Below are 23,143 nucleotides of genomic sequence, written 5' to 3' on the forward strand. Positions count from 1 at the left end.
CCGCGCCGCCGCCCGACATCACCACAACAGAACACGCACAGGAAACGAGGACGTGACCGCAATGACCGAGACCACCGAGTACCGCATCGAGCACGACACGATGGGTGAGGTGCGCGTCCCCAAGGACGCGCTGTACGCCGCGCAGACGCAGCGCGCCGTGGAGAACTTCCCGATCTCGGGGACGGGACTCGAGTCGACCCAGATCGCCGCGCTCGCCCGCATCAAGAAGGCGGCCGCCCTCGCGAACAAGGAGCTCGGCACCCTGGACGGCGCGATCGCCGATGCGATCGCCGCCGCCGCCGATGACGTCATCACGGGCCGCTACGACGCGCACTTCCCGGTCGACACCTACCAGACCGGCTCGGGCACCTCCTCGAACATGAACATGAACGAGGTGCTGGCCTCCCTCGCGACGCAGAAGCTCGGTGCCCCGGTGCACCCGAACGACCACGTCAACGCGTCGCAGTCGTCCAACGACGTCTTCCCGACATCGGTGCACATCGCGGTCACGCAGGCCCTCATCGACGACCTCATCCCGGCGCTGGACCACCTGGCGGTCGCGCTCGAGGCGAAGGCGGAGCTGTGGAAGGATGCCGTGAAGTCCGGCCGCACGCACCTGATGGATGCGACGCCGGTGACCCTCGGCCAGGAGTTCGGCGGCTACGCCCGCCAGATCCGCCTCGGCATCGAGCGGGTGCGCGTGGTGCTCCCCCGCGTGGGCGAGGTCCCGCTGGGCGGCACCGCCGTGGGTACCGGCATCAACACCCCGCTCGGCTTCCCGCAGAAGGTCATCGCGCTGCTGGCCGAGGAGACCGAGCTGCCGATCACGGAGGCGAAGGACCACTTCGAAGCCCAGGCCAACCGCGACGGGCTCGTGGAGGCCTCCGGCGCGCTGCGCACGATCGCGGTGTCGCTCACGAAGATCAACAACGACCTGCGGTGGATGGGCTCCGGCCCCAACACCGGACTCGGGGAGCTGCACATCCCCGACCTGCAGCCGGGCTCGTCGATCATGCCCGGAAAGGTCAACCCCGTCGTACCCGAGGCCACGCTCATGGTGTGTGCCCGGGTGATCGGCAACGACGCCACGGTCGCCTGGGCCGGCGCGTCGGGCTCGTTCGAGCTCAACGTCGCGATCCCCGTCATGGGCACCGCCCTGCTGGAGTCGATCCGGCTGCTGTCCAACGCGATGCGCGTGCTGGCCGACAAGACGATCGACGGCCTGCAGGCGAACCTCGACCGCGCCGCCGCCTTCGCGGGGATGTCGCCGTCGATCGTGACGCCGCTGAACAAGCTGATCGGATACGAGGCCGCGGCGAAGATCGCCAAGCACGCCGTCGCCAAGGGCATCACGGTGCGCGAGGCCGTCATCGACCTCGGCTACGTCGAGCGCGGCGAGCTGACGGAGGAGCAGCTCGACGCCAAGCTCGACCTGCTCTCGATGACGCACCCGGGCTGATCGCGGCCGCCTCGATCCCGGGTCGATAATCAGAGGGTGAACCGCGCCGCCAGCACCGCCCGCACGGGACGTCGCGCGCGCACGCTGGCGGTGCTGCTCGCCGTCGTGGCCGGCGGATTCGCGTTCACCGCGCTGGCCCTGCTCCTGCTGCACGCGGCCACGGGCACCGAGACGACCTGGGCGGACGTCGGCGTCTTCGCTGCCGCCGCGGTCCTCACCCTGGCCGCGACGGCGGTCGTCGGCTGGTTCCTCGTCGACGCGGATCCGCGTCGCCTTCCCGATCTCCCCGACCTCCCCGAGGGTCTCGACACCCCCGACGCGCTCTTCGACGCGCAGCGCCGACTGCTCGACGACGTGCGCCACGAGCTGAAGACGCCGATCACGATCGTGCGGGGACACCTCGAGCTGATGGATGCCGCGGACCCCGCCGATGTGGCGTCCACCCGGACCCTCGGCATCGCCGAGCTGGATCGCATGACGCGGCTGATCGGCGACATCGATCTGCTGGCGGCGGTGGAGAGCGACAGCTTCACGATGGGCGACGTCGATCTGGCGGCGCTCACCCAGCGCGTCGCCGAGCTCGTCACGGTGATCGGCGGCCACGGCTGGAGCGTCGAACAGCGCGCGGCGGGCATCATCCACGGCGACCACGACCGTCTTCTGCAGGCGTGGCTGCAACTGGCGGACAACGCGGCCAAGTACACGCCGTCCGACTCCCCCATCGAGATCGGCAGTGCCGTGCACCCCTCCGGCGCGCAGCTGTGGGTGCGCGACCACGGCCCCGGCATCCCGCCGTCGCTGCGGCATCGCATCTTCCGCCGCTTCGATCGGGGCACCGGCAAGCGCGCGGTGGGCGGATCGGGACTGGGGCTGGCGATCGTCGACACGATCGCGCGCGCCCACGCCGGGCACTGCACCGTCGCCGACACGCCGGGAGGCGGCGCGACGTTCACCATCGAGATCCCCATCGGCACGCAGGCGACCCTCCCGACGCCCGTGCGCGCGGGGGATGTCGTCCAACAACGGGAGGCCTCCGGATGACCCGCATCCTCATCGTCGACGACGAACCGCACATCGTGTCCATGGTGTCGCGCGCCCTGGCGGCCGAGGGCCATGAGAGCGTCGCGTGCGACGACGGTCCGGCCGGTCTGGAACGGGCGCTGCGCGGCGACATCGATCTCGTGATCCTCGACGTGGGCCTTCCCACGATGGACGGGTTCGAGGTGCTGCGGCATCTGCGCGCGGACGGCGCGACCGTGCCGGTGATCATGCTCACCGCCCGCAGCTCGGCGCGCGACGCCGTCGACGGGTTGGATGCCGGGGCCAGCGACTACGTGCCGAAGCCGTTCTCGCTGGCGGAGCTCATGGCGCGGGTGCGCTCGCGTCTGCGGGAGCGCACCGGCACGATCGTCATGGTGCTGACGCAGGGCGACGTCAGTCTGGACCTGCTCGCGCGACGCACGACCGTGGCGGGGCGCGAGGTCGACCTCTCGGCTCGGGAGTTCGCGCTGGCGGAGCAGTTCCTGCGGCATCCGGGCGAGGTGCTCACCCGCGAGACGCTGCTCAGCCGCATCTGGGGTCTGGACTTCGACCCCGGCTCGAACGTGGTCGACGTGTACGTCCGGTATCTGCGCGCGAAGCTCGGCGCCGAGCACATCGTGACGGTGCGCGGCGAGGGCTACCGCTGGGAGTAGCCCCCGCCGCGCCCGCGGGGTTCAGCTCAGCTCGCCCTGCTCCAGCAGGTCGGTGACGAGCGCGGCAATCGCCGAGCGCTCCGAGCGGACGAGGGTCACGTGGCCGAAGAGGCCGTGGCCCTTGAGCGTCTCGATGACCGAGGCGATGCCGTCGTGGCGGCCCACCCGCAGGTTGTCGCGCTGCCCGACGTCGTGGGTGAGCACCACGCGGGAGTTCTGCCCGATGCGGCTGAGGACCGTCAGCAGCACGTTGCGCTCGAGGGACTGCGCCTCGTCGACGATCACGAACGCGTCGTGCAGGGAGCGGCCGCGGATGTGCGTGAGGGGAAGCACCTCCAGCATCCCGCGCGCGACGACCTCTTCGAGGACGTTGCCCGACACGACGGAGCCGAGCGTGTCGAACACCGCCTGCCCCCACGGGTTCATCTTCTCGGCCTGATCGCCCGGCAGGTAGCCGAGCTCCTGACCGCCGACGGCGAACAGCGGGCGGAAGACGATGATCTTCTTCTGCTGCTGCCGTTCCAGCACGGCCTCCAGTCCCGCGCAGAGCGCGAGGGCCGACTTGCCGGTGCCGGCGCGACCGCCGAGCGAGACGATGCCCACCTCGGGGTCGAGAAGAAGGTCGATCGCGATGCGCTGCTCGGCGCTGCGCCCGTGCAGGCCGAAGACGTCGCGGTCGCCGCGCACCAGGCGGAACGCCCCGTCGCCGGTGACCCGCCCGAGGGCGGAGCCGCGCTCGGAGTGGATGACGAGCCCCGTGTTGACCGGGAACCCGCGCACCTCTTCGCTCGTGGCGACCTCGCTCTCGTAGAGGTCGCTGATGTCGTCGCCCGATACGGCGATGTCCGCGATGCCGGTCCACCCGCTGTCGACCGCCTGTTCGGCGAGGTACTCCTCTGCCGGGATGCCGAGGGACGCCGCCTTCACCCGCATGGGCAGGTCCTTCGAGACGACGGTCACCTCCTGGCCCTCCTGGGCCAGGTGCATCGCCACGGCGAGGATGCGGGTGTCGTTGTCGCCCAGGCGCATGCCCGCGGGCAGCACGGAGGGGTCGGTGTTGGTGAGCTCGACGCGCAGGGTGCCGCCCTCGCCGACGGGCACGGGGAAGTCGAGTCTGCCGTGCTCGACCCGCAGCTCGTCGAGGTGACGCAGCGCCTGCCGCGCGAAGTAGCCGATCTCCGGGTCGTGGCGCTTGCCTTCGAGCTCGGTGACGACGACGACCGGCACGACGACCGAATGTTCGGCGAAGCGGAAGAAAGCCCGCGGATCGCTCAGCAGGACCGAGGTGTCGAGGACGTAGGTGCGCAGATCCGTGTCCGCGACCTCCTCGGCGACGTCATCGATCCGGCGTTGCTGCAGTGAAGCCCGTGTGGTCACAACTCACTCCCGCCCCGGGTGGAGCACCCGGCAGTCTCGAGTCGACCGTGGCCACGAGTCGTGATGAGGCCGACTCGACCGGGCGCCTTGCCCGATGTGATGACCGTACGGCGGGCGACGCGCCGACGTCATCCACGACACGCCGCGCTGCGGTGTCCGGCGTGTTAATTCGCGGTGTCGGAGCCGACGGCGTCGGCGAGCGCCGGCGGCGCCGGGACGATGTCCGCCTCGGAGAGCGCGAGCGCTCCCGGCGCGGCGTCGATGACGACACGCGTGGCGGCCACCTCGGCGAGGGCGTCGCCGAGCAGACGCAGGCTGTCGGCACCGGTGCCCACGTGCGGCGACACGCGGATGGTGGCGCCGCGCGCGGTCACCGTCACACCGTGGTTCGCGAGGGCGGCCGCGAGCGCGGCGGCGTCGTGCGCGGCGGGCTGGAGGGTGACGATGCCGGCGTGCCGGTCGCGGGGGGTCAGCACCGGTACCGCGTAACGGTCGGCGAGATCCATCACGTCGCGTGCACGCGCGCGCAGCTCCTGGGCGATCGCGGGGATGCCGGCATCCGTCATCTCGCGCAGCGCCGCCGCGAGGCGGCCGGCCGCGAGGGGGTCGGTGGGAGCGACCTGGTACGCCGCCGCGGTCACGAGGGGCGCGGGCACGCCCGGAGTCGTGGCATCCCCCTGCATCCCGGAGATCCCCGACAGGACGGGTTCGATGCGCTCCCGGGCGCGGTCCGAGAAGCGCGCGAAGCCCGTGCCCCGGCCCGCGCGCAGCCACTTGTAGCCGTTCGCGCAGACGACGTCCGCAGCGGCCCAGTCCACCTCGGTGACCCCGAATCCCTGGATCGCGTCGACGATGAGCAGACGGTCGCCGATGAGCTCGCGCAGCGCCGCGAGGTCGGCGAGGGCGCCCGTCCGGAAGTCGACGAGGCTCACGCCCACGGCCGTCACGTCGTCGTCGAGCGCCTCCGCGACGGCATCCACCGTCACGATGCCGTCGATCGGGTCGATCTCCCGCACGCTGAGCAGGCCGCGCGCGTCCTGGGCGCGCCGAGCGGTGACCCGGAGCGACGGGAAGTCCTGCGCGGAGACGACCACCGTGCCGGTGAGGCCCTGCATCGCGTGGAACAGGCCGTGGGTCGTCGACGGCTGCAGCACGACCTCCTCGGGCGCGCATCCGAGGACGCCCGCCACCAGGTCGCGTGCCTCGGTCACGCGCGCGGTCACGAGATCGATGCTCGAGCGCCGTCCGCTGCCGAGCAGCTCGGCGTCGGCGAGCATCTCCGCCCGCACCGCCGGGGACAGCGGACCGAAGGCCGCCCAGTCGAGGTATCCCGTCGCGCTGTCGAAGGTCTCGAGGTAGGGCTCCAGGTCGTTCACGTCTGCCATTGTCCCACGCGCCGTGCGCGGGGCCGGGTGCTCAGCCGCCGTAACGGCGGTCGCGGGTGGCGTAGTCGCGGATGGCGCGGAGGAAGTCGACCTCGCGCAGGTCCGGTCCCAGCGCCTCCACGAAGTAGAACTCCGAGTGGGCCGACTGCCAGAGGAGGAAATCGCTCAGCCGCTGCTCGCCGGAGGTGCGGATGACGAGGTCCGGGTCGGCCTGGCCGCCCGTGTAGAGGTGCTCGCCGATCTGCTCCGGCGTGAGGCTGGCCGCCAGCTCTTCGAGCGAGCCGCCGCGCTCGTGATGCTGCGCGATGATGCTGCGCACCGCATCCACGATCTCCCCGCGCCCGCCGTAGCCGACGGCGAGATTGACGTGCAGCCCGGTGTTGCCGGCGGTCCGCTCCTCCGCCGTCCGCAGCACCCGGGCGAGATCGGCCGGGAGGACCTCGGCGCGCCCGACGTGCTGCACGCGCCAGCCGGGTTCGTGCGACAGCTCGTCGGCCAGTTCGGCGATGATCTCGATGAGGTCGGCGAGCTCCTGCGAGTCGCGCTTGGTGAGGTTGTCCGTCGACAGCAGGTAGAGCGAGACGACGCGGATGCCGAGGTCATCGCACCAGCGCAGGAACTCGTGCATCTTCGCGGCCCCGGCACGGTGGCCGTGGGCGACCGTGGTGAAACCCGCCTGGCGTGCCCAGCGGCGGTTGCCGTCGATCATCATCGCCACGTGGTGCGGAACGGTATCGGGGGTCAACTCACGTCGCAGGCGCGAACTGTAGAGGCGATAGAGGAACCCGCGCCCCTCGCCCGAACCGGTGGGTGTCACGGCGACTACGCTACCGCGCGCACCGCCGTCGTCTCGCGCAGGCGCTATGTGCACGAGCCGGCATACGCGGGCGCGTAGGCTCAGGACCGTGACCCGACACGCAGCCTCCGACGGCGCGGACATGCCTCAGCTTCCCCTCATCGAAGCGGCATCCGTCGGCGCCCAGGTGGAGCTGAAGCCGTCGTGGCGCGGCTGGATCCACGCGGGCACCTTCCCCGTGGCGATCGCCGCGGGTGTCGTGCTCATCGTCCTCGCGCAGGGCGCTCCGGCGAAGTGGGCCGCCGCGGTGTTCATGGCGACCTCGCTGCTCCTGTTCGGGAACTCGGCGCTGTACCACCGCTTCAATTGGGGCCCCACGACGAAGGCCGTCCTCAAGCGCATCGACCACGCGAACATCCTCCTGCTGATCGCCGGCACCTACACGCCGATCGCGGTGCTCGCACTGCCCCCCGGCAAGGGCGCGCTGCTGCTCGTGCTCGTGTGGTCCGGTGCCCTTCTCGGCATCCTGTTCCGCGTCTTCTGGATCCACGCGCCCCGCTGGCTGTACGTCGCGCTCTACCTGCTGCTGGGCTGGGCGGCCGTGATGTACCTCGGCGACCTGATGGCGGCGAACCTGGCGATGATGATCCTCGTCATCGTCGGCGGGCTGCTGTACACCGCGGGAGCCGTCGTCTACGCGCTCAAGAAGCCGAACCCGTGGCCCGGCCACTTCGGCTTCCACGAGATCTTCCACGTGTGCACGGTGCTGGCGTTCCTGTGCCACTGGACGGCGTGCCTGCTGATCGCTCTCGATCCGCTCGCCCCCTCGCTCGGCGCGGCCGGCTGAGCGCCGCCGCGCGCGACGGGCGCGGTCAGCGCGACGGCGGGTCGATGTCCTGGTCGTCGGTGTCGCTCGCCTCGACGGCGGCCCGGGCCTGCGCATCGGAGGCCGCGGCCGCGGCGTCGCGCTCGTGGGAGTCGAGCTCCTCGGCGATCTCGGAGCGGTATCCCGCCCGGCGGATGCGGCGGAGCATGTCGACGATGAGGAAGATGACGACGACCGACAGCAGGGCGATGGCGACGAAGCCCGCGAATCCCGGCGTGACGACATCCGGATCGACCGTCATCGTCGGGGTGGGCGTCGCCTCGGCGGCGACGCTCGCGAGTGCGACCGTCAGTGCGTGCATCGTTCCTCTGTTCCGCGCGGAGCGCTTAGCCTGGAAGTCCAGCCTAGAACCTCGGGAAGTGTCATGACCGCGATGCGCACGCAGCAGGAGCTCGACGACCGCTACGGACGCGGACGCGGCATCCGCGGGCGCCGGTGGGCCTGGATCGGCGTCGGAGCGCTCGCGATCGCCGTGGTCGGCTACTTCGGGTGGAGCACCTACGCGCAGGCCGCGCAGTCCGTGGACATCGACGTGACCGCGTTCCACCTCGACGACGCGCACAGCGTGACGGTCGACTTCCAGCTCACCCTGCCGCGCGGTGCCGCGGTCGACTGCGTGATCGAGGCGCAGGACACCGAGCACGGCATCGTCGGGTGGAAGGTCGTCTCCTACCCCGCCGACGACGCGCACAGCCGGAGCTTCTCGGAGACCGTCGCGACGACGGCCGAGGCGACGACCGGTTTGGTCCCGTCGTGCTGGATCCCGTAGGCTGATCCGACACACGCGCCCTGGCAGCTGCCGGGGCGTTTGGCTTAGGCCCGCACCGACGGCGCTTCTCCTCGAAGCCGCCGTCGCGCCGCGCGGCCGCACCGACAACGGTCAACGACCACGCTCATCGACAAGGAGACGACGTGCCCGAGAACACGGAGACCTTCCTCACCCAGGACGCCTACGACCGGCTCGCCGCCGAGCTCGAGCACCTGTCGACGACGGGTCGCGAAGAGATCGCCAAGCGCATCGAGGCCGCCCGCGAAGAGGGCGACCTCAAGGAGAACGGCGGCTATCACGCCGCCAAGGACGAGCAGGGCAAGCAGGAGGCGCGCATCCGCACCCTCCAGGCCCTCCTGAAGGATGCCGTCGTCGGCGAGGCGCCGGAGTCTGACGGCACCGTCAAGGGCGGCACCGTCGTCACCGCGATCGTCGCCGGCGGCGAAGAGGTGTTCCTGCTCGGCAGCCGCGAGATCGCGGCCGGTTCGGAGCTCGACGTCTACAGCGAGGCGTCGCCCCTCGGCGCGGCCATCCTGGGCCTGTCCGAGGGCGAGAAGACCTCGTACACGGCCCCCAACGGCCGCGAGATCGCCGTCGAGATCGTCAAGGTCGAGACCTACAACGGTCAGTGACGCCGACGTTTCGGGCGCTTCGAGCGTCCGAAACGGCATCCGCGCGCGTTTCGGGCGCGTGAGGCGACCGAAACTCGTCGGCACGGGCCGCTAGCCGCGCCAGCCGCGGCGCTCGAGGTGCGTGCGGACGCGCGCCACCAGCCGCGCCGGATCGCGCAGGTCGCCGGCGTGCGCGCGCTCGACGATGTAGCCCAGGCGCTGCAGCTCCCCGATCCGGGTGAGGTCGCGGCGCCACTGGCGCCGGTCATCGGCATGATGGGCCCCTTCGTACTCCACGACCACGCCCCAGGGCGCGAAGAGCAGGTCGACGCGCGCCACCAGGTCTCGGCCGTCGCGGATCTCGGCGTTCACGAGCGGTCGCGGCAGACCCGCGGTCTCCAGCGAGACCCGGATCTGCGACTCCGGGTACGACTCCGCCCCGGGCACCACGAGCGGCCACGCGGCACGCAGGTGCGCGGCGCCGCGCCCCGCGGCGACAGGTCGAGCGCGACCTGCAGCTCGCGGATGGTGCACGCGTCGAGCTCGGGCAGACACAGCCGATCGGCGACGGCGACGAGCGCCGGAACGGACAGCATCCGCGCGAGATCGACCCACGTCCGTGCGGGCGTCGTGACCCGGATGCCGAGCCGCCAGGTGCAGAGCACCGGATCGATGCCGACGCTGACCCCCACCACACCTTCGCCGCGCGGAGCCCGTCCCGGACGCGGCACCGCGAGGTGCAGAAGTCCGTCGTCGGCGTAGGGCGCGGGCAGGTCGAACGCCCACAGCCGCAGCGCGCTGGGGCCGAACACGAAGACGCCCTCCCCCGCCGCCTCCACGCGGGCCCGGGTCACGTCGACCCACGTCGCGTCGACCGCGGCGCGCAGGCCGCGGAACGGACGCGCCCACTGCGCACGCGAGCGCAGCGCCGACGGCGCGGTCCCCTGGGCGCGCGCGTGAGCGACGGTGAACGCGCGCGGCAGCTCGGACATGACTCGAGGATGCCGCAGCATCCCCCGCCCCATCTCTCCCCGTCCACAGGAGCCGACCGCGACCCGTGTTTCGGTCGCTTCGAGCGCCCGAAACGGCATCCACGCGCGTTTCGGGCGTGTGAGGCGACCGAAACTCGCGGAGAGGCTCAGTCCTGCGCGACGCGGGGGCGGAAGCCCGCTTCCTCGAGCACGCTGATGACGTGGGCGCGGTGCTCCTGACCGCGCGTCTCGACGCTGAGCTGGAGGATCACCTCGCTGATCTGCAGCCCCTGGCCGTGGCGCGTGTGCAGCGCCTCGATCACGTTCGCGCCGGCGATGGCCAGCAGCTCCGACACCCGCGCGAGCTGGCCCGGACGATCCGGCAGCGGCACCTGCAGCGTCATGTACCGACCGGATGCCGCGAGTCCGTGCGCCACGACGCGCTGCAGCAGCAGCGGGTCGATGTTGCCGCCCGACAGGATCACGGCGGTCGGCCCGCTCGCGACGATCTTCCCGGCCAGGATCGCGGCCACGCCGACGGCACCGGCGGGCTCGACGACCTGCTTCGCGCGTTCGAGCAGCACCAGCAGGGCCCGCGCGATGTCGTCGTCGCTGACCGTCACGACCTCGTCGACCAACTCGCTGATCACCTCGAAGGGCACGTCACCGGGGCGCGCGACGGCGATGCCGTCCGCGATCGTCGGGGTCGTGTCGACCGTGAGGGGCACCCCCGCGGCAAGAGAGGACGGGTAGGCGGCGGAGTTCTCCGCCTGCACGCCGATCACCCGGACCGTGCGGCCCTCGAGCGCGGCGCGGGCCTTCACCGCGGCGGCGACGCCCGCGATCAGGCCTCCCCCGCCGATGCCGACCACGACGGTGTCGAGGTCGGGCACGGCATCCCAGACCTCCAGGCCCAGTGTCCCCTGACCGACGATGACATCGCGGTGGTCGTAGGGGTGGATCATCACGGCGCCGGTGCGCTCGGCGAACTCTGCGGCGAGGCGCAGCGGCGTCTCGACCGTCGCCCCCTCCAGCACCACCTCGGCGCCGTAGCCGCGGGTGGCGAGCAGCTTGGGCACCGGGACGCCGAGCGGCATGAAGATCGTCGCCGGGATGCCGAGCTTCTGGGCGGCCAGTGCGACGCCCTGGGCGTGGTTTCCCGCCGAGGCGGCGACGACGCCGCGCGCACGCTCCTCCGCGCTCAGCCGCGACAGACGGTAGGTCGCGCCGCGGATCTTGAACGATCCGGTGCGCTGGAGGTTCTCGAGCTTGAGGTACACCGGCGCACCCAGCACCTCGGTGAGGTGCTCGGAGACGTCGAAGGGGGTCTTCACGATGACGTCGCGGAGGACGGCGGCGGCGTCGTCGAGTTCCGCCAGGGTCGGGAGGGTCACGCGGTCTTCTTCCTGCTGCGGGGAACGGTGCTCCAGATGAGGTCGGCGCTGTCGGGTGGCAGCGCCCCGTTCTCGGTTCGACGCCCCAGATAGACGGCGACGACGTTCACGAAGGCGGCGAGGGGCACCGCGAAGAGGGCGCCCGGGATGCCGGCGATCATGGCTCCCCCGGTGACGACGAGGACCACGGCCAGCGGGTGCACCTTGACGGCGGACCCCATCAGCAGCGGCTGCAGGACGTGTCCCTCCAGCTGCTGGACGGCGAGCACCACCACCAGCATCCACAGCGCGATCCACGGTCCGTTGTAGACGAGGGCGAGGAAGACGGCCAGCGCTCCGGTGACGATCGCTCCGACGAAGGGGACGAAGGCGCCGAGGAAGACGAGGACGCCGATCGGGATCGCCAGCGGAACGCCCAGCAGGAAGGCGCCGAGCGCGATGCCGGTCGCGTCGATGGTCGCGACCAGCAGCTGGGTGCGGGCGTAGGTGACGACCGTCCGCCATCCCGCGCGACCCGCGCCGTCGACCTCGCTGCGCGCGCGGCGCGGGAAGAGCCGCACGACCCACCGCCAGATGCCGGCGCCGTCCGCCAGCGTGCACAGCAGGATGAACAGCGCGAGCACGGCGCCGGTGACCACGTGTCCGACCGTGGAGCCCACGACGAGGGCGCCCGACCACAGCAGCTCCGCCTGCTGCTGCAGGAAGGTCCACGCCTGCGCGAGGAGGTCGTCGATCTGCTGGGCGGTCAGGTGCAGGGGGCCGTCGATCAGGTAGTCGCGGAACTGGCCGATCGCCTCCGTCGTGCGCGTCTGCACGCTCGCCCACTCGCGGGTGATCTGCCAGACGGCGAGCCACAGGAGCCCCCCGATCACGCCGATCGTGCCGATGACAGCGATCACGATCGCGAGCCATCGCGGCACGCCGCGGCGCAGCATCCACGTGAACACGGGCCAGAGCAGCGCCGTGATCAGGATGGAGACGAGCAGCGGGATGACGAGGAGCTTCAGCTGGATGACGAGCCAGATGAGGATGCCGGCGGCCGCCGCGATCACGACGAACCGCCAGGCGTAGGCGGTCGCGACGCGCAGTCCGCGCGGCAGTCCGCGGTCGATGTCCGAGGCGACCGTCCGCTCGCGCAGGGCGTCGAGGAACGACCCGCGCGGTGCGGAGCCGGGTGTGTCGTCGGAACCGCTCATCCCGCCAGTCTAAGACTCAGAACCGTCCGCCCATCTCCTCCAGACGGGCGATGCGATCGGGGATCGGCGGATGCGTCGCGAACATGCGCTGCACCGCTCCGGGGCGCAGCGGGTCGCTGATCCACAGGTGCGCCATCGAGGTGTTCGCCTTGGCGAGCGGCCGCCCGTACTCACCGAGCTTGGCGAGCGCGGACGCGAGCGCGTCGGGGTCGCGGGTGGTCAGCGCGCTCGTCGCGTCGGCCAGATACTCGCGCTGGCGGGAGATCGCCGCCTGCACGAGGGCGGCCAGCAGCGGCGCGACGATGGCGGCCACGACGCCGAAGATCAGGAAGACCAGCTGCGACTGGTTGTTGCCGCCGCGACGGCCGCCCCCGAAGAAGGCGATGCGCAGCAGGATGTCGGCGACGAGGCCGACGGCGACGACGAGGCCGAAGACCACGAGCGACACCCGGATGTCGTAGTTGCGGATGTGGCCGAGCTCGTGGCCGAGCACGCCCTCCAGCTCACGGTCGGTCATGAGCTCGAACAGCCCGGTGGTGACCGTGATCGCGGCCCGATCGGGCGTGCGTCCGGTGGCGAACGCGTTGGGGGCGGGATCCTCCACGACGTACAGCGCCGGCATGGGGGTGCCGGTGGAGATGCAGAGGTTCTCGACGAGGCGGTGGTAGCGGGGGGCCTCCTCCTTCGTCACCGGCTGGGCCCCCGACAGCGCGAGCGCCTCCCGATCGGCGACGAAATACTGCACCGTGGCGTAGCCCGCGGAGCCGAGCAGCACGAAGGCGGTGATCCACCAGTTGTTGCCCGCGAGCCAGCCGGCGGCGAGACCGATGAGTCCGAGCACGACGACGAAGCCGGCCAGGATCAGCCAGGTGTTGCGCTTGTTGCGTGCGATCGCGGAGTACATGCCGCGCGCGCGTTCAGAACTGGATGCGCGGCGGCTCGGCGATGGCGGCGCCGTCGACGACCTCGAAGAACTCCCGCTCGTGGAAGCCGAGGTTCCGGGCGAACATGTTGTTCGGGAACACCTTGATCTTGGTGTTGAGCTCGCGCACACCACCGTTGTAGAACCGGCGCGACGCTTGGATCTTGTCCTCGGTGTCGACGATCGACTGCTGGAGCTGGAGGAAGTTCTGGCTCGCCTGCAGCTGCGGGTAGGCCTCTGCCACGGCGAACAGCGACTTCAGCGCCTGCTGCATGTGCCCCTCGGCGACGCCGGCCTCCGCGGGCGAGCCCGCGGTGAGGGTCTCGGCGCGCGCGCGGGTGACGTTCTCGAAGACCGCCTTCTCATGCGCGGCGTAGCCCTTCACCGTCTCGATGAGGTTCGGGAGCAGGTCGGCGCGACGCTTGAGCTGCACAGTGATGTCGCTCCAGGCCTCGTCGACGCGCACGCCGAGCGCCACCAGCGAGTTGTACGTCGCCCACAGATAGATTCCGGCGATCACCACCAGAGCGACGACGATCAGGACCGGGATCAGCCATTCCATACGACTCCCATCGACTGAGGCTCATCCTATCGGCGTCGCGGCGTCCCGCGTCGGCCCCGACCCCCACTCCCAGGCGTTCCCCACCTCGCGCACCCGCGCGGCGCGCGCGGGTGGACGCGATCAGGCGCCGAGAATCCGGTCCAGGTAGGGGTTGCGGAACATGCGCCCGGGATCGAGTCGCTCGCGCAGGGCGACGAAGTCGTCGAAGCGGGGGTAGCGGCTCCGTAGGGTCGCCGCATCCAGGGTGTGGAGCTTCCCCCAGTGCGGACGTCCGTCGTGATCGAGCATGATCTGCTCGACCGCCTCGAAGTAGGCGCGATGATCGGCCCGCCAGTACCGATGGACCGCGACGTACCCGCTGTCGCGGCCGTGGGCCGTCGACAGCCAGCGGTCGTCGCCGGCGGCGACCCGCACCTCGATCGGGAACTCCACACGCCACCCGCGCGCGTCGACGAGCGCGCGTACGGCGCGGACGGCCGAGCCCAGGTGCTCGATCGGCACCGCGTACTCCATCTCGCGGAAGCGCACGCCGCGGCTCGTCGCGAACACGCGGTGCGAGGCGTCGGAGAACTCGCGGTCTCCCCACACCCGTGCCGACAGCCGATTGATGCCGGGGACGAGGGCCGGGACCGTCCGACCGACGGAGCAGGCCAGCTGGTGCACGCCGTTGCCGACGACCACGTCGTCGATCACCCGCGACACGATCGACAGCGGCGCGGTGGGCGCATCGGCGGCGAGCCGGGTGTTCGTCTTGGTGAGGGCGACGTCGGTGTGCGGGAACCAGTAGAACTCGAAATGGTCGGCGTCGCGCATCCGCGCATCCAGCGCGCCGAGCACCGCGTCGAGGTCCTCGGGGCGCTCCTCGGCGTGCAGGCCGAAGGCGGGCACGCACTGCAGTGTGACGTCGACGAGGATGCCGAGGGCACCCAGACCGAGGGCGACGGCGGGCAGCAGCTCGGGCTCGTGGTCCTGGTCGACGGTGAGCAGCTCGCCGTCGGCGGTGACGAGCGTCGCGGCCACCACCTGGGTGGCGAGCCCGCCGAAGCCCAGACCCGTCCCGTGGGTGCCGGTCGAGACGGCTCCCGCGATGGACTGCCGGTCGATGTCGCCCAGGTTGGCCATCGCGAGTCCGTAGGGCGCGAGAAGGGCGGGGATCCGATGCAGCCGTGTGCCGGCGAGGAGCCGGGCCCTCCCCCGGTCGCGGTCGACGGAGACCAGGCCCGAGAGCTCCGTGAGCTCCAGCAGGGTTCCCGGCGCGACGGCGATGCCGGTGAAGCTGTGTCCCGCGCCCACCGCCTTCACGGCTCGTCCGCGGGCGGCGGCCGAGCGTACCGAGCGTCGGACGGCCTCCACGGTCGTCGGGTACTCGACCAGCTGCGGACGGACCCGTTCGGTGCGCGCCCAGTTCTGCCATGTGCCGCCCGGTCGTGTCACAGGAAGCTCTTCCCTTCGCCGCGGTACGTCGACGCTTCGCCCACGAGGCGATCTCCGAGGGTGAAGTGATAGCGGTCGACGCGCTCGGCGAGCTCGCCGCTCTTGGCGTGTCGGAACCACACGCGATCCCCCACCGCCAGGCCGCGGGCGGCATCGCCCTGCAACGGGGTCTGCACCTCTCCGGCGCCCTCGCGCGCGAGCGTCTTGAGGCCCGGCGGCCACACCGGGAGGGGCTGACGCGAGGCCACGGGCGGTCCCGACGCGATCCACCCGCCGCCGAGCACCACGGCGATGTCCACGGTGGGCTTTCGGACCACCTCGAGGGCGAACGCCGCCGCGGGCGCCGGGTCGAACGCGCGGTATCCGTCGAAGAGGTGCCCGGCGAGCAGGCCGCTGCCGGCCGTCGTCTCGGTGACCGCGAGGTCGGCCGAGGTCGACTCGAGCGAGCCCGTGCCGCCGCCGTTGACGAACTCCAGCGGTGCGATCTCCCGCAGTGCGGCGACGATGGCCCCGCGACGGTCGACGAGCTCGCTGCGCGATCGGCCCTGCATCCATCTGATGACGGCGTCGCCCGAGCCGGTCGCGTCGGGCTGTCCGGCGATCTGGGCCTCGTACATCATCAGCCCGACGAGGCGGAAGCCGGGTCGGCGCGTGATCGCGCGCGCGAGACGGGTGACCTCGGCGGGCTCGTGCACGGGCGAGCGTCGCACACCGATGTGTCCGAGCATCGGAGACCGCCAGGAGGCGTCCGCGTCGATCGCGACGCGCAGCGTCGCGCGGGAGGCGGGCGAGGCCACGGCATCCACCACGTCGAGCTGCCCGAGGTCGTCGACCATCAGCGTGATGCGGGCGGCCGCCTCCTCGTCGTGCACGAGCGCGGCCAGCGCGGCCCGGTCGACGGTCGGGTACCCGAGCACCACGTCGTCGTGGTCGCGGGCGAGCCAGAGCGCTTCCGGCAGGGTGAACGCGAGGACGCCGCGGAAGCCCGCGATCGCGAGCGTTGCGTCGAGCACCTCGCGCACGCGGATCGACTTGCTCGCCACGCGGATGGGAACCCCTCCGGAGCGCACGACGAGGTCCATCGCGTTGAAGCGCAACGCGTCGAGGTCGATCGTCGCCACGGGCCCGGACAGCTCCGCGATCGCCGCGGAGCGTGCCGCCCAGGAGGCCGACGGATCGCGCCGCGCATCGTCGGACTGCGGGCGCAGGCTCAGGAGGTCGAGGCTCATCTGATCGGGGCTCCTTCGCGCGTGAGGGCACCAGCCTAGATGACACGCGGTGTCATCGACAGCGGAACCCGGACGTTAGTCTCGACGCGTGACCCTGCTCATGAAGCTCACCGTCGGCGCGCTGTGGCTCACGTCCGGGCGGACGCGTCGTGACCTCTCCGGTGCAGAGTATCTGTCCCGGGTCGATCCGCAGCGCACCTTCGCCCCTCCGCCGCGGGATGCCGGCGCGTTCGGGCGTCTGACGGAGAGCACGGTCGCGGGTTCGACGGTGCTGCGCTGGCAGCCGCACGATCACGTCGTCGGACGCGAACTGATCTACCTGCCCGGCGGCGGGTTCGTGAGCCCGATGGTCCGCGAGCACTGGTGGATCGTCCAGCGCATCATGACGGCCACGCGCGCCGCCCTCACGATCGCTCCGTATCCGCTCACGCCGGAGCACACCGTCGACGAGGCGGAGGCGTTCATCGACGCGGTCTACGACGAAGTGGCGCACCGCCCCACCACCAGGGCGATCTTCGTGGCGGGCGACTCCGCCGGGGGCAACGTCGCGACGACGTTGGCTCTGCGCGTCCGCGACACCCGCCGGCATCCGCTCGACGGACTGATCCTGTTGGCGCCGTGGGTCGACCCGGCCATGCGCACGGCCGGAGCCTGGCAGCGGGAACGGCGCGACCCCACCCTGCGCTGCACCGGTCTGCGCGCTGCGGCCGGGGCGTGGGCCGGCACGCGCGACCTCGGGGATCCCTCGATCAGCCCGATCGACGACACCCTTGCAGGGCTGGCTCCGACGATCGTCTTCCAGGGCGCCAACGACGTGTTCCACGACGATGCCGTCGCGTTCGTCGCGAAGGCGCGGTCCGCGGGGTCGCCCGCGCGCATCGTCGTGGCCGACGACGGCTTCCACGTCTATCCGGGGGCGCACTGGACCCGCGAGGCACGCGCGGCGTACGAGCTCATCGGCCGTTTCGTGGCCGACCCGCGCCGCGTCGCCGGCTGATCGTCTCCGTCCCGTACCCCCGGTGGGACTCGAACCCACACTGAAGCGATTTTAAGTCGCCTGCCTCTGCCGTTGGGCTACGGGGGCCCGCTCCCAGCGTAGCGACGCCGCACGCAGCGGACCCCCACACCGCGGGGCGGGTGGGGGTCCGGTGCGTGCGAAAGGATGCCTCAGCTGGCGGCGGAAGCCTTCTCCTCGACCTTGGGCTCCGCGGCGGCACTCTTCTCCGCGGCGACCGACTTGGGGTCGATCGCGGGTGCGGCGGGAGCAGCGGCCGGCGCGGCCGGCCGCGGCCGGGAGGCGAACTCCTCGAAGACGTAGCGCGGGTTCTGGACGGTCTGCAGCGAGACGTTGTCGCGACGCAGCCAGAAGTTGTGCCACCAGTCGCCGATCACACGCCACTTGCGCTCCCACGACGGCATTGCGAGACCGTGGTAGCCGCGGTGGGCGCACCAGGCGATGAAGCCCTTGAGGGCGAGGTTGCCCGACTGGAACACGCCGTTGTAGAGGCCGAGGCCGGCGACGGCGCCCAGGTTGTGGTGGATGTACTCGCGCGGCACCTCGTCGCGCAGGACGGCGACGAGGTTCTTCGCGAGCAGCTTCGCCTGACGCACGGCGTGCTGGGCGTTCGGCACGCAGTAGCCGCCGACGCCCTTGCCGGTCAGGTCGGGGACGGCCGACACGTCTCCGGCGGCCCACGCGCCCTCGACGATCTCTTCCGGGGTGCCCACGCGCAGGTCGGCGCGCGTGCGGATGCGGCCGCGCTCCTCCACCGGCAGGTCGCTGCCGCGCACCACCGTGGGGTTCGCCATGACGCCGGCCGTCCAGATGATCAGGTCGGTGGGGATGGTCTCACCCGTGGAGAGCTCGACGTTGCCGTCGACGGCGCCGGTCACCTGCGTGTCGAGGTGGACGTTCGCACCGCGCTTGGCGAGGTCCTTGAGCACCCACTCGCTCGTCTTGAGCGACACCTCGGGCATGATGCGACCCATCGCCTCGATGAGGTGGAAGTGGGTGTCCTCGAAGCGCAGCTGCGGGTAGTCCTTGAGCAGCGAGGACGCCAGCGCACGGGTCTCGGCGAACACCTCGATGCCGGCGAAGCCGCCGCCGACGACGACGACGGTCAGCAGACGGTCGCGCTCGGGGCCCGCGGGCAGGTTCGCGGCGCGGTCGAAGTTGGTGAGGATGCGGTCGCGGACGGCGACGGCCTCCTCGATCGTCTTCAGGCCGATCGCGTTCTCGGCGATGCCGGGGATCGGGAAGGTGCGCGAGACGGCACCCGCGGTCACGACGATCTGGTCGTAGCTCTCCTGCCACGGCTCGCCCTCGGCGGGCGTGATGGTCGCCGTGCGGGTGGCGTGGTCGATGCCGGTGACCTTCGCGGTGACGATGCGCGTCTTCTTCAGGTGACGGCGCAGCCCCACGATGACGTGACGGGCCTCGATCTCACCGGCGGCCACCTCGGGGAGGAAGGGCTGGTACGTCATGTACGGCAGCGGGTCGACGACCGTGACCTCCGCCTCGCCCTTGCGCAGGTGCTTCTCGAGCTTCCAGGCGGTGTAGAAGCCGGCGTAGCCGCCGCCGACGATGAGGATCTTGGGAACGGCCCCGTGTGAGGACGTGGCGGCCGTGCTGGTCTCTGCGTGGGTCACAGGGGAAGTACTCCTTGAATCAACGGCTCGGAGTACGAGGTGCGCGCTCCGATCTGATGCGCCGGGCAGCAGCAGTGACACCGAGCGCGACCAGTATAGCCGTCAGGGTGACCCCCACGAGCGGCACCGTCCCGTAGCGCAGGGTGTCGGCGCTGGGCAGCAGCGGCGAGCGACGCTCGAGCGTCTCCGCCTGCGGGAGCTGTTCGATGACGACCGGCGTCGAGGTGGGGGTGGGCTGGGGCCCGGCGTCGGCGCGGCGGTAGAGCCGCACCCACTCCGCGAGGCTCCCCATGGGGTTGGCGTCGACCTCGGCGACCGACGCACCGACGGCCGCGTTGGCGTCGATGAGTCCGTAGCCGTACTTCTCGTCGGGGACCTTGGTCGACCCGGCCGCGGGACGTGCGGTCTTGATGATGCGGTTGATCACGTTGTCGGCGTTCAGCTCGGGGTGCGCCGAGCGGACGAGCGCGGCGATCCCCGCCACGATGGGCGCCGCGCCGCTCGTGCCGTCCCAGACGACCAGCTGCCCGTCGGCGGAGACGCCGAGAAGCTGCTCGCTCGGTGCCGAGATGCCGATCGTGATCCCCTGGGTCGAGGCGCGCTCGCTCGCGACGCCGGCGCGGTTGACGCCGCCGACGGTCAGCACTCCGGGGATGGTGGCGGGGGCACCGACCTCCTCCGTGCCGCTGCCCTTGTTCCCCGCCGCGACCACGACGACGACGTCGTGGTCGAAGGCGTACTGGAAGGCGTCGTCCCAGGAGGTGTCCCAGGTGAGCGTGTTCGTCGTGAACGACAGGTTGATGATGTCGGCCCCGTGGTCGACGGCCCACACCATCGCGTCGGCCACCTGCTGGACGAACGGCACGGAGGATGCCGCACCGAACCCGATCGACAGGGACAGCAGGTCCGCCTCGGGAGCGACGCCGATCATGCCGGTGTCGGCGCCGGTCCCCCGCGCCGCGGCGAGCGAGGCCACCCAGCTGCCGTGGTTCGCATCGACGGCGCCGACGGGGGTGCGACCGTCCGAGGAACCCGCTCCCGAGAAGTCCGCGCCGCCGACCACGGCGCCGGAGAACTCGACGGGCGACCGCCCGATCCCGGTGTCGATCACGGCGATCGTCGTGCCCTTGCCGCGGGTGGTCTGCCAGGCGGAGCGGATGCCGTACTCGTCCAGCCAGTACTCCGCGGCGCGTGCCGGGTCGGTGACGGCCGGTGTCGACACCGAGGCGGCCGCCGGGGTCCCGACCACGGCGGCGGCCGTGGCCGGGGTCGCCGCACCGGCGGCGGCCCCGTCGATCAGCACGACGAGTGCGAACGCCGCGGCCACGCCCAGCGCCCGATGTGCGCCGCGCGTCACGGGGCGCTCCGCGGCACGACGCACGTGCACCGCGTGGGCGACCAGTCACCGCGGGCGAGGGCGAGGTCGCCGATCGGGTTGACGCCCGGCCCTGCGGCCAGCGCATGACCCGCCAGCGCGTGCAGGCACTTCACGCGCGTCGGCATCCCGCCCGCCGAGATGCCCGCGATCTCGGGGACCTCGCCGTAGACGGCCCGGTCGGCGAGATATGCGGCGTGGGCGGCCGCGTAGGCGGCGGCGACGTCGGGGTCGGTCTCGAGCACGGCGGCCAGCTCCGGCATGACCTGGGTCGCCTCGAGCGCCGACATGGCCGCCGTCGCCCCCGGGTGCGTCAGGTAATAGAACGTGGGGAACGGCGTGCCGTCGGGAAGACGCGGCTCGGTGGCGACGACGGTGGGATTGCCGCACACGCACCGCGCGGCGATGCCGACGACACCGCGCATCGGCCGCCCCAGCTGGGCGCGCATGACCTCGAGGTCGGCGTCGGAGGCAGGAGTCAGGGCGGGGTGCGACACCCGTCCAGGGTACCGGGGCGCGCTGACCGACCGCTGATCAGCCGGCGGGATCGGTCGGCGTCACGGTCGCCGTCTGGGCGAGTCCGGCGCCCGCGATCGAGCGCACGAGCTGCGCCATCCAGTCGGTGCGCGTCTCCTGCACCTGCGCGCTCACCGCGGACTGCTCCTGCGGGATCGCCGTGGCGGGCAGGTCGTTGTCGACGAGGTAGACCACCTCGCCGGGGCGCACGTAGTACAGCCGCTCGCGCGCCTGCGACGTGACGTAGGCGGGGTCGTTCCAGCGGTCCTTCTGCTGCTGCAGCGCCGCGACGTCGGCCTCCGTGACCTGGACGGAGTGCGTGAGCGCGGCGATCTGCTGGCGCTGGCCCAGATAGGTGCCGACCGTCGGCACGAGCGTGAACACGGCGAGCACGACGAGTCCCAGCATGATGACCGTGAAGGCCGAGAAACGGATGCCGCCGGCCCAGGCCCGCACGTCGACGCGCCCCCGCGTCCCGTCGGGCGTCGCGGGGCGGCGTCCGGGACGGGAAGAGGGAGCCGGCGCGTCGCGCACGGCTCCCTCTCTCGTCATGGGGTCCAGCCTACGTGGCGCTCACGCGCCCGCCGTACGCCGCCCCGATCGGTTCAGCGAATCCTCAGCCCTTGAAGCGGGGGAACGCCGCGCGGCCGGCGAAGACCGCGGCGTCGCCGAGCTCCTCCTCGATGCGCAGCAGCTGGTTGTACTTCGCGACGCGCTCGCTGCGGGCGGGCGCACCGGTCTTGATCTGACCCGCGTTCACCGCGACGGCGAGGTCGGCGATGGTCGTGTCCTCGGTCTCACCGGAGCGGTGCGACAGCATCGAGCGGTACCCGTTCTGGGTGGCCAGCGAGATCGCGTCGAGCGTCTCCGAGAGCGTCCCGATCTGGTTCACCTTGACGAGCAGGGCGTTCGCGACGCCGAGGTCGATGCCCTTCTGCAGGCGCACCGGGTTAGTGACGAACAGGTCGTCGCCGACGAGCTGGACCTTCGAGCCGATCGCGTCGGTGAGGTGCTTCCAGGCGTCCCAGTCGTCCTCGGCGAGGGCGTCCTCGATCGTGACGACGGGGTAGTTCGCGACGAGGTCGGCGAAGTAGTCGGTCAGCTTCTCGGCCGACCACGCCTTGCCCTCGACGGTGTACACGCCGTCCTTGTAGAACTCGGTCGCGGCGACGTCCAGACCCACGGCGACGTCCTTGCCGGGGGTGAAGCCGGCCTTCTCGATCGCCTTGATGAGGAAGTCGAGGCCCTCGCGGTTGCTGGGCAGGTCGGGGGCGAAGCCGCCCTCGTCGCCGAGGCCCGTGTTGTAGCCGGCGGCCTTCAGCTCGCCCTTGAGGACGTGGTAGACCTCCGTGCCCCAGCGCAGGGACTCGCCGTAGGTCTCCGCACCGATGGGGGCGAGGAAGTACTCCTGGAAGTCGATGCCGTTGTCGGCGTGCTCGCCCCCGTTGATGACGTTGAACAGCGGAACGGGCAGCACGTGCGCGTTCGGGCCGCCGAGGTAACGGAACAGCGGCAGGTCGGCCGCGTCGGCGGCCGCCTTCGCGACGGCCAGCGACACGCCGAGGATGGCGTTCGCGCCGCAGCGCGACTTGTTCTCGGTGCCGTCGGTGGCGATGAGGATCTCGTCGATGACGCGCTGCTCGCTCGCCTCCACGCCCTCGATCGCGGGGCCGAGCTCGTCGATGACGGCGTTGACGGCCTTCAGCACGCCCTTTCCGCCGTAGCGGCTCTTGTCGCCGTCGCGCAGCTCGTACGCCTCGAAGGCGCCGGTGGATGCGCCCGACGGGACGGCCGCGCGCTGGACGATGCCGTCGTCGAGCAGCACCTCCACCTCGACGGTCGGGTTGCCACGCGAATCCAGGATCTCGCGTGCGCCTACAGCCTCGATCAGTGCCACAGGGGACTCCTTGCTTGTGGA

Annotated in this window: 24 protein-coding genes and 1 tRNA gene; 7 read left to right on the top strand and 18 right to left on the bottom strand. The window is 71.6% G+C overall.

What is annotated here, in order from left to right; genetic code table 11:
• The first annotated feature begins 61 nt into the window (after window positions 1-61).
• Genes AC6CQV_RS08245 through AC6CQV_RS08255 form a run of 3 tightly spaced genes read left to right on the top strand, consistent with a single transcriptional unit; the run spans window position 62 to window position 3,153 of the window.
• Window positions 62-1,459 (top strand): class II fumarate hydratase, encoded by a 1,398-nt coding sequence (locus AC6CQV_RS08245; protein ID WP_498259197.1) that lies wholly within the window; start codon window positions 62-64, stop codon window positions 1,457-1,459.
• 36 nt (window positions 1,460-1,495) lie between these two features.
• Window positions 1,496-2,500: a sensor histidine kinase gene (locus tag AC6CQV_RS08250; protein WP_498259198.1), complete on the top strand. Its 1,005-nt coding sequence runs from the start codon at window positions 1,496-1,498 to the stop codon at window positions 2,498-2,500.
• Entirely contained in the window at window positions 2,497-3,153 is a 657-nt protein-coding gene (locus AC6CQV_RS08255; RefSeq protein WP_060959235.1) for a response regulator transcription factor, read from the top strand. Before AC6CQV_RS08250 ends, AC6CQV_RS08255 begins: the two co-directional genes overlap by 4 nt.
• Window positions 3,154-3,174: 21 nt before the next feature.
• On the opposite strand, the gene phoH2 is transcribed toward AC6CQV_RS08255, so the two are convergent.
• From phoH2 to AC6CQV_RS08270, 3 genes are all read right to left on the bottom strand, one after another.
• Window positions 3,175-4,530, bottom strand: a complete 1,356-nt coding sequence (gene phoH2, locus AC6CQV_RS08260; RefSeq protein ID WP_061782551.1) for an RNA 5'-3' helicase PhoH2 — start codon at window positions 4,528-4,530, stop codon at window positions 3,175-3,177.
• 164 nt (window positions 4,531-4,694) lie between these two features.
• Entirely contained in the window at window positions 4,695-5,915 is a 1,221-nt protein-coding gene (locus tag AC6CQV_RS08265; RefSeq protein ID WP_498259199.1) for an aminotransferase class V-fold PLP-dependent enzyme, read from the bottom strand.
• Window positions 5,916-5,946: 31 nt separating this feature from the next.
• Window positions 5,947-6,732: an isoprenyl transferase gene (locus tag AC6CQV_RS08270; RefSeq protein WP_060959232.1), complete on the bottom strand. Its 786-nt coding sequence runs from the start codon at window positions 6,730-6,732 to the stop codon at window positions 5,947-5,949.
• Window positions 6,733-6,853: 121 nt separating this feature from the next.
• Here AC6CQV_RS08270 and trhA point away from each other — a divergent pair, with 121 nt between their 5' ends.
• The gene (trhA, locus tag AC6CQV_RS08275) at window positions 6,854-7,558 is read left to right on the top strand and encodes a PAQR family membrane homeostasis protein TrhA (RefSeq protein WP_060959231.1); all 705 of its coding nucleotides are present in this window, start codon (window positions 6,854-6,856) and stop codon (window positions 7,556-7,558) included.
• Window positions 7,559-7,583: 25 nt separating this feature from the next.
• On the opposite strand, the gene AC6CQV_RS08280 is transcribed toward trhA, so the two are convergent.
• The gene (locus AC6CQV_RS08280) at window positions 7,584-7,898 is read right to left on the bottom strand and encodes a hypothetical protein (RefSeq protein WP_498259200.1); all 315 of its coding nucleotides are present in this window, start codon (window positions 7,896-7,898) and stop codon (window positions 7,584-7,586) included.
• A gap of 63 nt (window positions 7,899-7,961) precedes the next feature.
• Here AC6CQV_RS08280 and AC6CQV_RS08285 point away from each other — a divergent pair, with 63 nt between their 5' ends.
• Complete coding sequence (locus AC6CQV_RS08285; protein ID WP_082734118.1) at window positions 7,962-8,366, top strand: DUF4307 domain-containing protein; 405 nt, start codon at window positions 7,962-7,964, stop codon at window positions 8,364-8,366.
• Between the two features lie 143 nt (window positions 8,367-8,509).
• Complete coding sequence (gene greA, locus AC6CQV_RS08290) at window positions 8,510-8,998, top strand: transcription elongation factor GreA (protein WP_060959230.1); 489 nt, start codon at window positions 8,510-8,512, stop codon at window positions 8,996-8,998.
• 90 nt (window positions 8,999-9,088) lie between these two features.
• On the opposite strand, the gene AC6CQV_RS08295 is transcribed toward greA, so the two are convergent.
• From AC6CQV_RS08295 to AC6CQV_RS08330, 8 genes are all read right to left on the bottom strand, one after another.
• Window positions 9,089-9,349, bottom strand: coding sequence for a putative endonuclease domain-containing protein (locus AC6CQV_RS08295; protein WP_498259201.1), 261 nt, complete (start codon window positions 9,347-9,349; stop codon window positions 9,089-9,091).
• The gene (locus AC6CQV_RS08300) at window positions 9,346-9,969 is read right to left on the bottom strand and encodes a hypothetical protein (RefSeq protein WP_498259202.1); all 624 of its coding nucleotides are present in this window, start codon (window positions 9,967-9,969) and stop codon (window positions 9,346-9,348) included. Before AC6CQV_RS08300 ends, AC6CQV_RS08295 begins: the two co-directional genes overlap by 4 nt.
• A gap of 146 nt (window positions 9,970-10,115) precedes the next feature.
• Window positions 10,116-11,342 carry a threonine ammonia-lyase gene (gene ilvA / locus AC6CQV_RS08305; RefSeq protein ID WP_498259203.1) on the bottom strand — a complete coding sequence of 409 codons (1,227 nt, stop codon included), beginning with the start codon at window positions 11,340-11,342 and terminating at the stop codon, window positions 10,116-10,118.
• Window positions 11,339-12,538 carry an AI-2E family transporter gene (locus tag AC6CQV_RS08310; protein ID WP_191008354.1) on the bottom strand — a complete coding sequence of 400 codons (1,200 nt, stop codon included), beginning with the start codon at window positions 12,536-12,538 and terminating at the stop codon, window positions 11,339-11,341. The genes ilvA and AC6CQV_RS08310 overlap by 4 nt, the downstream gene beginning before the upstream one ends.
• A 16-nt stretch (window positions 12,539-12,554) precedes the next feature.
• Entirely contained in the window at window positions 12,555-13,442 is an 888-nt protein-coding gene (locus AC6CQV_RS08315; protein WP_060959793.1) for a M48 family metalloprotease, read from the bottom strand.
• A 13-nt stretch (window positions 13,443-13,455) separates the two neighbouring features.
• Window positions 13,456-14,022: a LemA family protein gene (locus AC6CQV_RS08320; RefSeq protein WP_005052555.1), complete on the bottom strand. Its 567-nt coding sequence runs from the start codon at window positions 14,020-14,022 to the stop codon at window positions 13,456-13,458.
• Between the two features lie 120 nt (window positions 14,023-14,142).
• A complete protein-coding gene (locus AC6CQV_RS08325; RefSeq protein ID WP_498259204.1) occupies window positions 14,143-15,456 on the bottom strand; it encodes a D-arabinono-1,4-lactone oxidase in 1,314 nt (437 codons plus the stop codon).
• Window positions 15,453-16,685, bottom strand: coding sequence for an alanine racemase (locus AC6CQV_RS08330; protein WP_498259205.1), 1,233 nt, complete (start codon window positions 16,683-16,685; stop codon window positions 15,453-15,455). The genes AC6CQV_RS08325 and AC6CQV_RS08330 overlap by 4 nt, the downstream gene beginning before the upstream one ends.
• A gap of 88 nt (window positions 16,686-16,773) precedes the next feature.
• Between AC6CQV_RS08330 and AC6CQV_RS08335 the strand changes: the two genes are divergently transcribed.
• Entirely contained in the window at window positions 16,774-17,682 is a 909-nt protein-coding gene (locus AC6CQV_RS08335; RefSeq protein WP_498259206.1) for an alpha/beta hydrolase, read from the top strand.
• A 14-nt stretch (window positions 17,683-17,696) separates the two neighbouring features.
• Here AC6CQV_RS08335 and AC6CQV_RS08340 read toward each other — a convergent pair.
• The 6 genes from AC6CQV_RS08340 to eno form a co-directional block, all read right to left on the bottom strand.
• A tRNA-Leu gene (locus AC6CQV_RS08340) sits at window positions 17,697-17,769 on the bottom strand.
• A gap of 83 nt (window positions 17,770-17,852) precedes the next feature.
• Window positions 17,853-19,334: an NAD(P)/FAD-dependent oxidoreductase gene (locus tag AC6CQV_RS08345; protein WP_101306025.1), complete on the bottom strand. Its 1,482-nt coding sequence runs from the start codon at window positions 19,332-19,334 to the stop codon at window positions 17,853-17,855.
• A 19-nt stretch (window positions 19,335-19,353) separates the two neighbouring features.
• Window positions 19,354-20,691 carry a S8 family serine peptidase gene (locus tag AC6CQV_RS08350; RefSeq protein WP_498259207.1) on the bottom strand — a complete coding sequence of 446 codons (1,338 nt, stop codon included), beginning with the start codon at window positions 20,689-20,691 and terminating at the stop codon, window positions 19,354-19,356.
• Entirely contained in the window at window positions 20,688-21,158 is a 471-nt protein-coding gene (locus tag AC6CQV_RS08355; RefSeq protein ID WP_082734169.1) for a DUF501 domain-containing protein, read from the bottom strand. The genes AC6CQV_RS08350 and AC6CQV_RS08355 overlap by 4 nt, the downstream gene beginning before the upstream one ends.
• Before the next feature lie 85 nt (window positions 21,159-21,243).
• On the bottom strand, window positions 21,244-21,777 hold the full coding sequence (locus AC6CQV_RS08360; protein WP_060959800.1) for an FtsB family cell division protein: 534 nt from the start codon (window positions 21,775-21,777) through the stop codon (window positions 21,244-21,246).
• 64 nt (window positions 21,778-21,841) lie between these two features.
• Window positions 21,842-23,122 (bottom strand): phosphopyruvate hydratase, encoded by a 1,281-nt coding sequence (gene eno / locus AC6CQV_RS08365; RefSeq protein ID WP_060959801.1) that lies wholly within the window; start codon window positions 23,120-23,122, stop codon window positions 21,842-21,844.
• Window positions 23,123-23,143 lie beyond the last annotated feature (21 nt).

It is taken from the genome of Microbacterium sp. EG9, assembly GCF_059759475.1.

What these genes read in the sequence shown, in the direction of transcription:
- AC6CQV_RS08360 (WP_060959800.1), bottom strand. Translation starts at nt 21,777, where the DNA reads ATGACGAGAGAGGGAGCCGTGCGCGACGCGCCGGCTCCCTCTTCCCGT.
- AC6CQV_RS08355 (WP_082734169.1), bottom strand. Translation starts at nt 21,158, where the DNA reads ATGCGCGCCCAGCTGGGGCGGCCGATGCGCGGTGTCGTCGGCATCGCC.
- trhA (WP_060959231.1), top strand. Translation starts at nt 6,854, where the DNA reads ATGCCTCAGCTTCCCCTCATCGAAGCGGCATCCGTCGGCGCCCAGGTG.
- AC6CQV_RS08255 (WP_060959235.1), top strand. Translation starts at nt 2,497, where the DNA reads ATGACCCGCATCCTCATCGTCGACGACGAACCGCACATCGTGTCCATG.
- AC6CQV_RS08280 (WP_498259200.1), bottom strand. Translation starts at nt 7,898, where the DNA reads ATGCACGCACTGACGGTCGCACTCGCGAGCGTCGCCGCCGAGGCGACG.
- AC6CQV_RS08285 (WP_082734118.1), top strand. Translation starts at nt 7,962, where the DNA reads ATGACCGCGATGCGCACGCAGCAGGAGCTCGACGACCGCTACGGACGC.
- AC6CQV_RS08245 (WP_498259197.1), top strand. Translation starts at nt 62, where the DNA reads ATGACCGAGACCACCGAGTACCGCATCGAGCACGACACGATGGGTGAG.
- AC6CQV_RS08320 (WP_005052555.1), bottom strand. Translation starts at nt 14,022, where the DNA reads ATGGAATGGCTGATCCCGGTCCTGATCGTCGTCGCTCTGGTGGTGATC.
- AC6CQV_RS08300 (WP_498259202.1), bottom strand. Translation starts at nt 9,969, where the DNA reads ATGTCCGAGCTGCCGCGCGCGTTCACCGTCGCTCACGCGCGCGCCCAG.
- AC6CQV_RS08310 (WP_191008354.1), bottom strand. Translation starts at nt 12,538, where the DNA reads ATGAGCGGTTCCGACGACACACCCGGCTCCGCACCGCGCGGGTCGTTC.
- AC6CQV_RS08265 (WP_498259199.1), bottom strand. Translation starts at nt 5,915, where the DNA reads ATGGCAGACGTGAACGACCTGGAGCCCTACCTCGAGACCTTCGACAGC.
- AC6CQV_RS08330 (WP_498259205.1), bottom strand. Translation starts at nt 16,685, where the DNA reads ATGAGCCTCGACCTCCTGAGCCTGCGCCCGCAGTCCGACGATGCGCGG.
- AC6CQV_RS08315 (WP_060959793.1), bottom strand. Translation starts at nt 13,442, where the DNA reads ATGTACTCCGCGATCGCACGCAACAAGCGCAACACCTGGCTGATCCTG.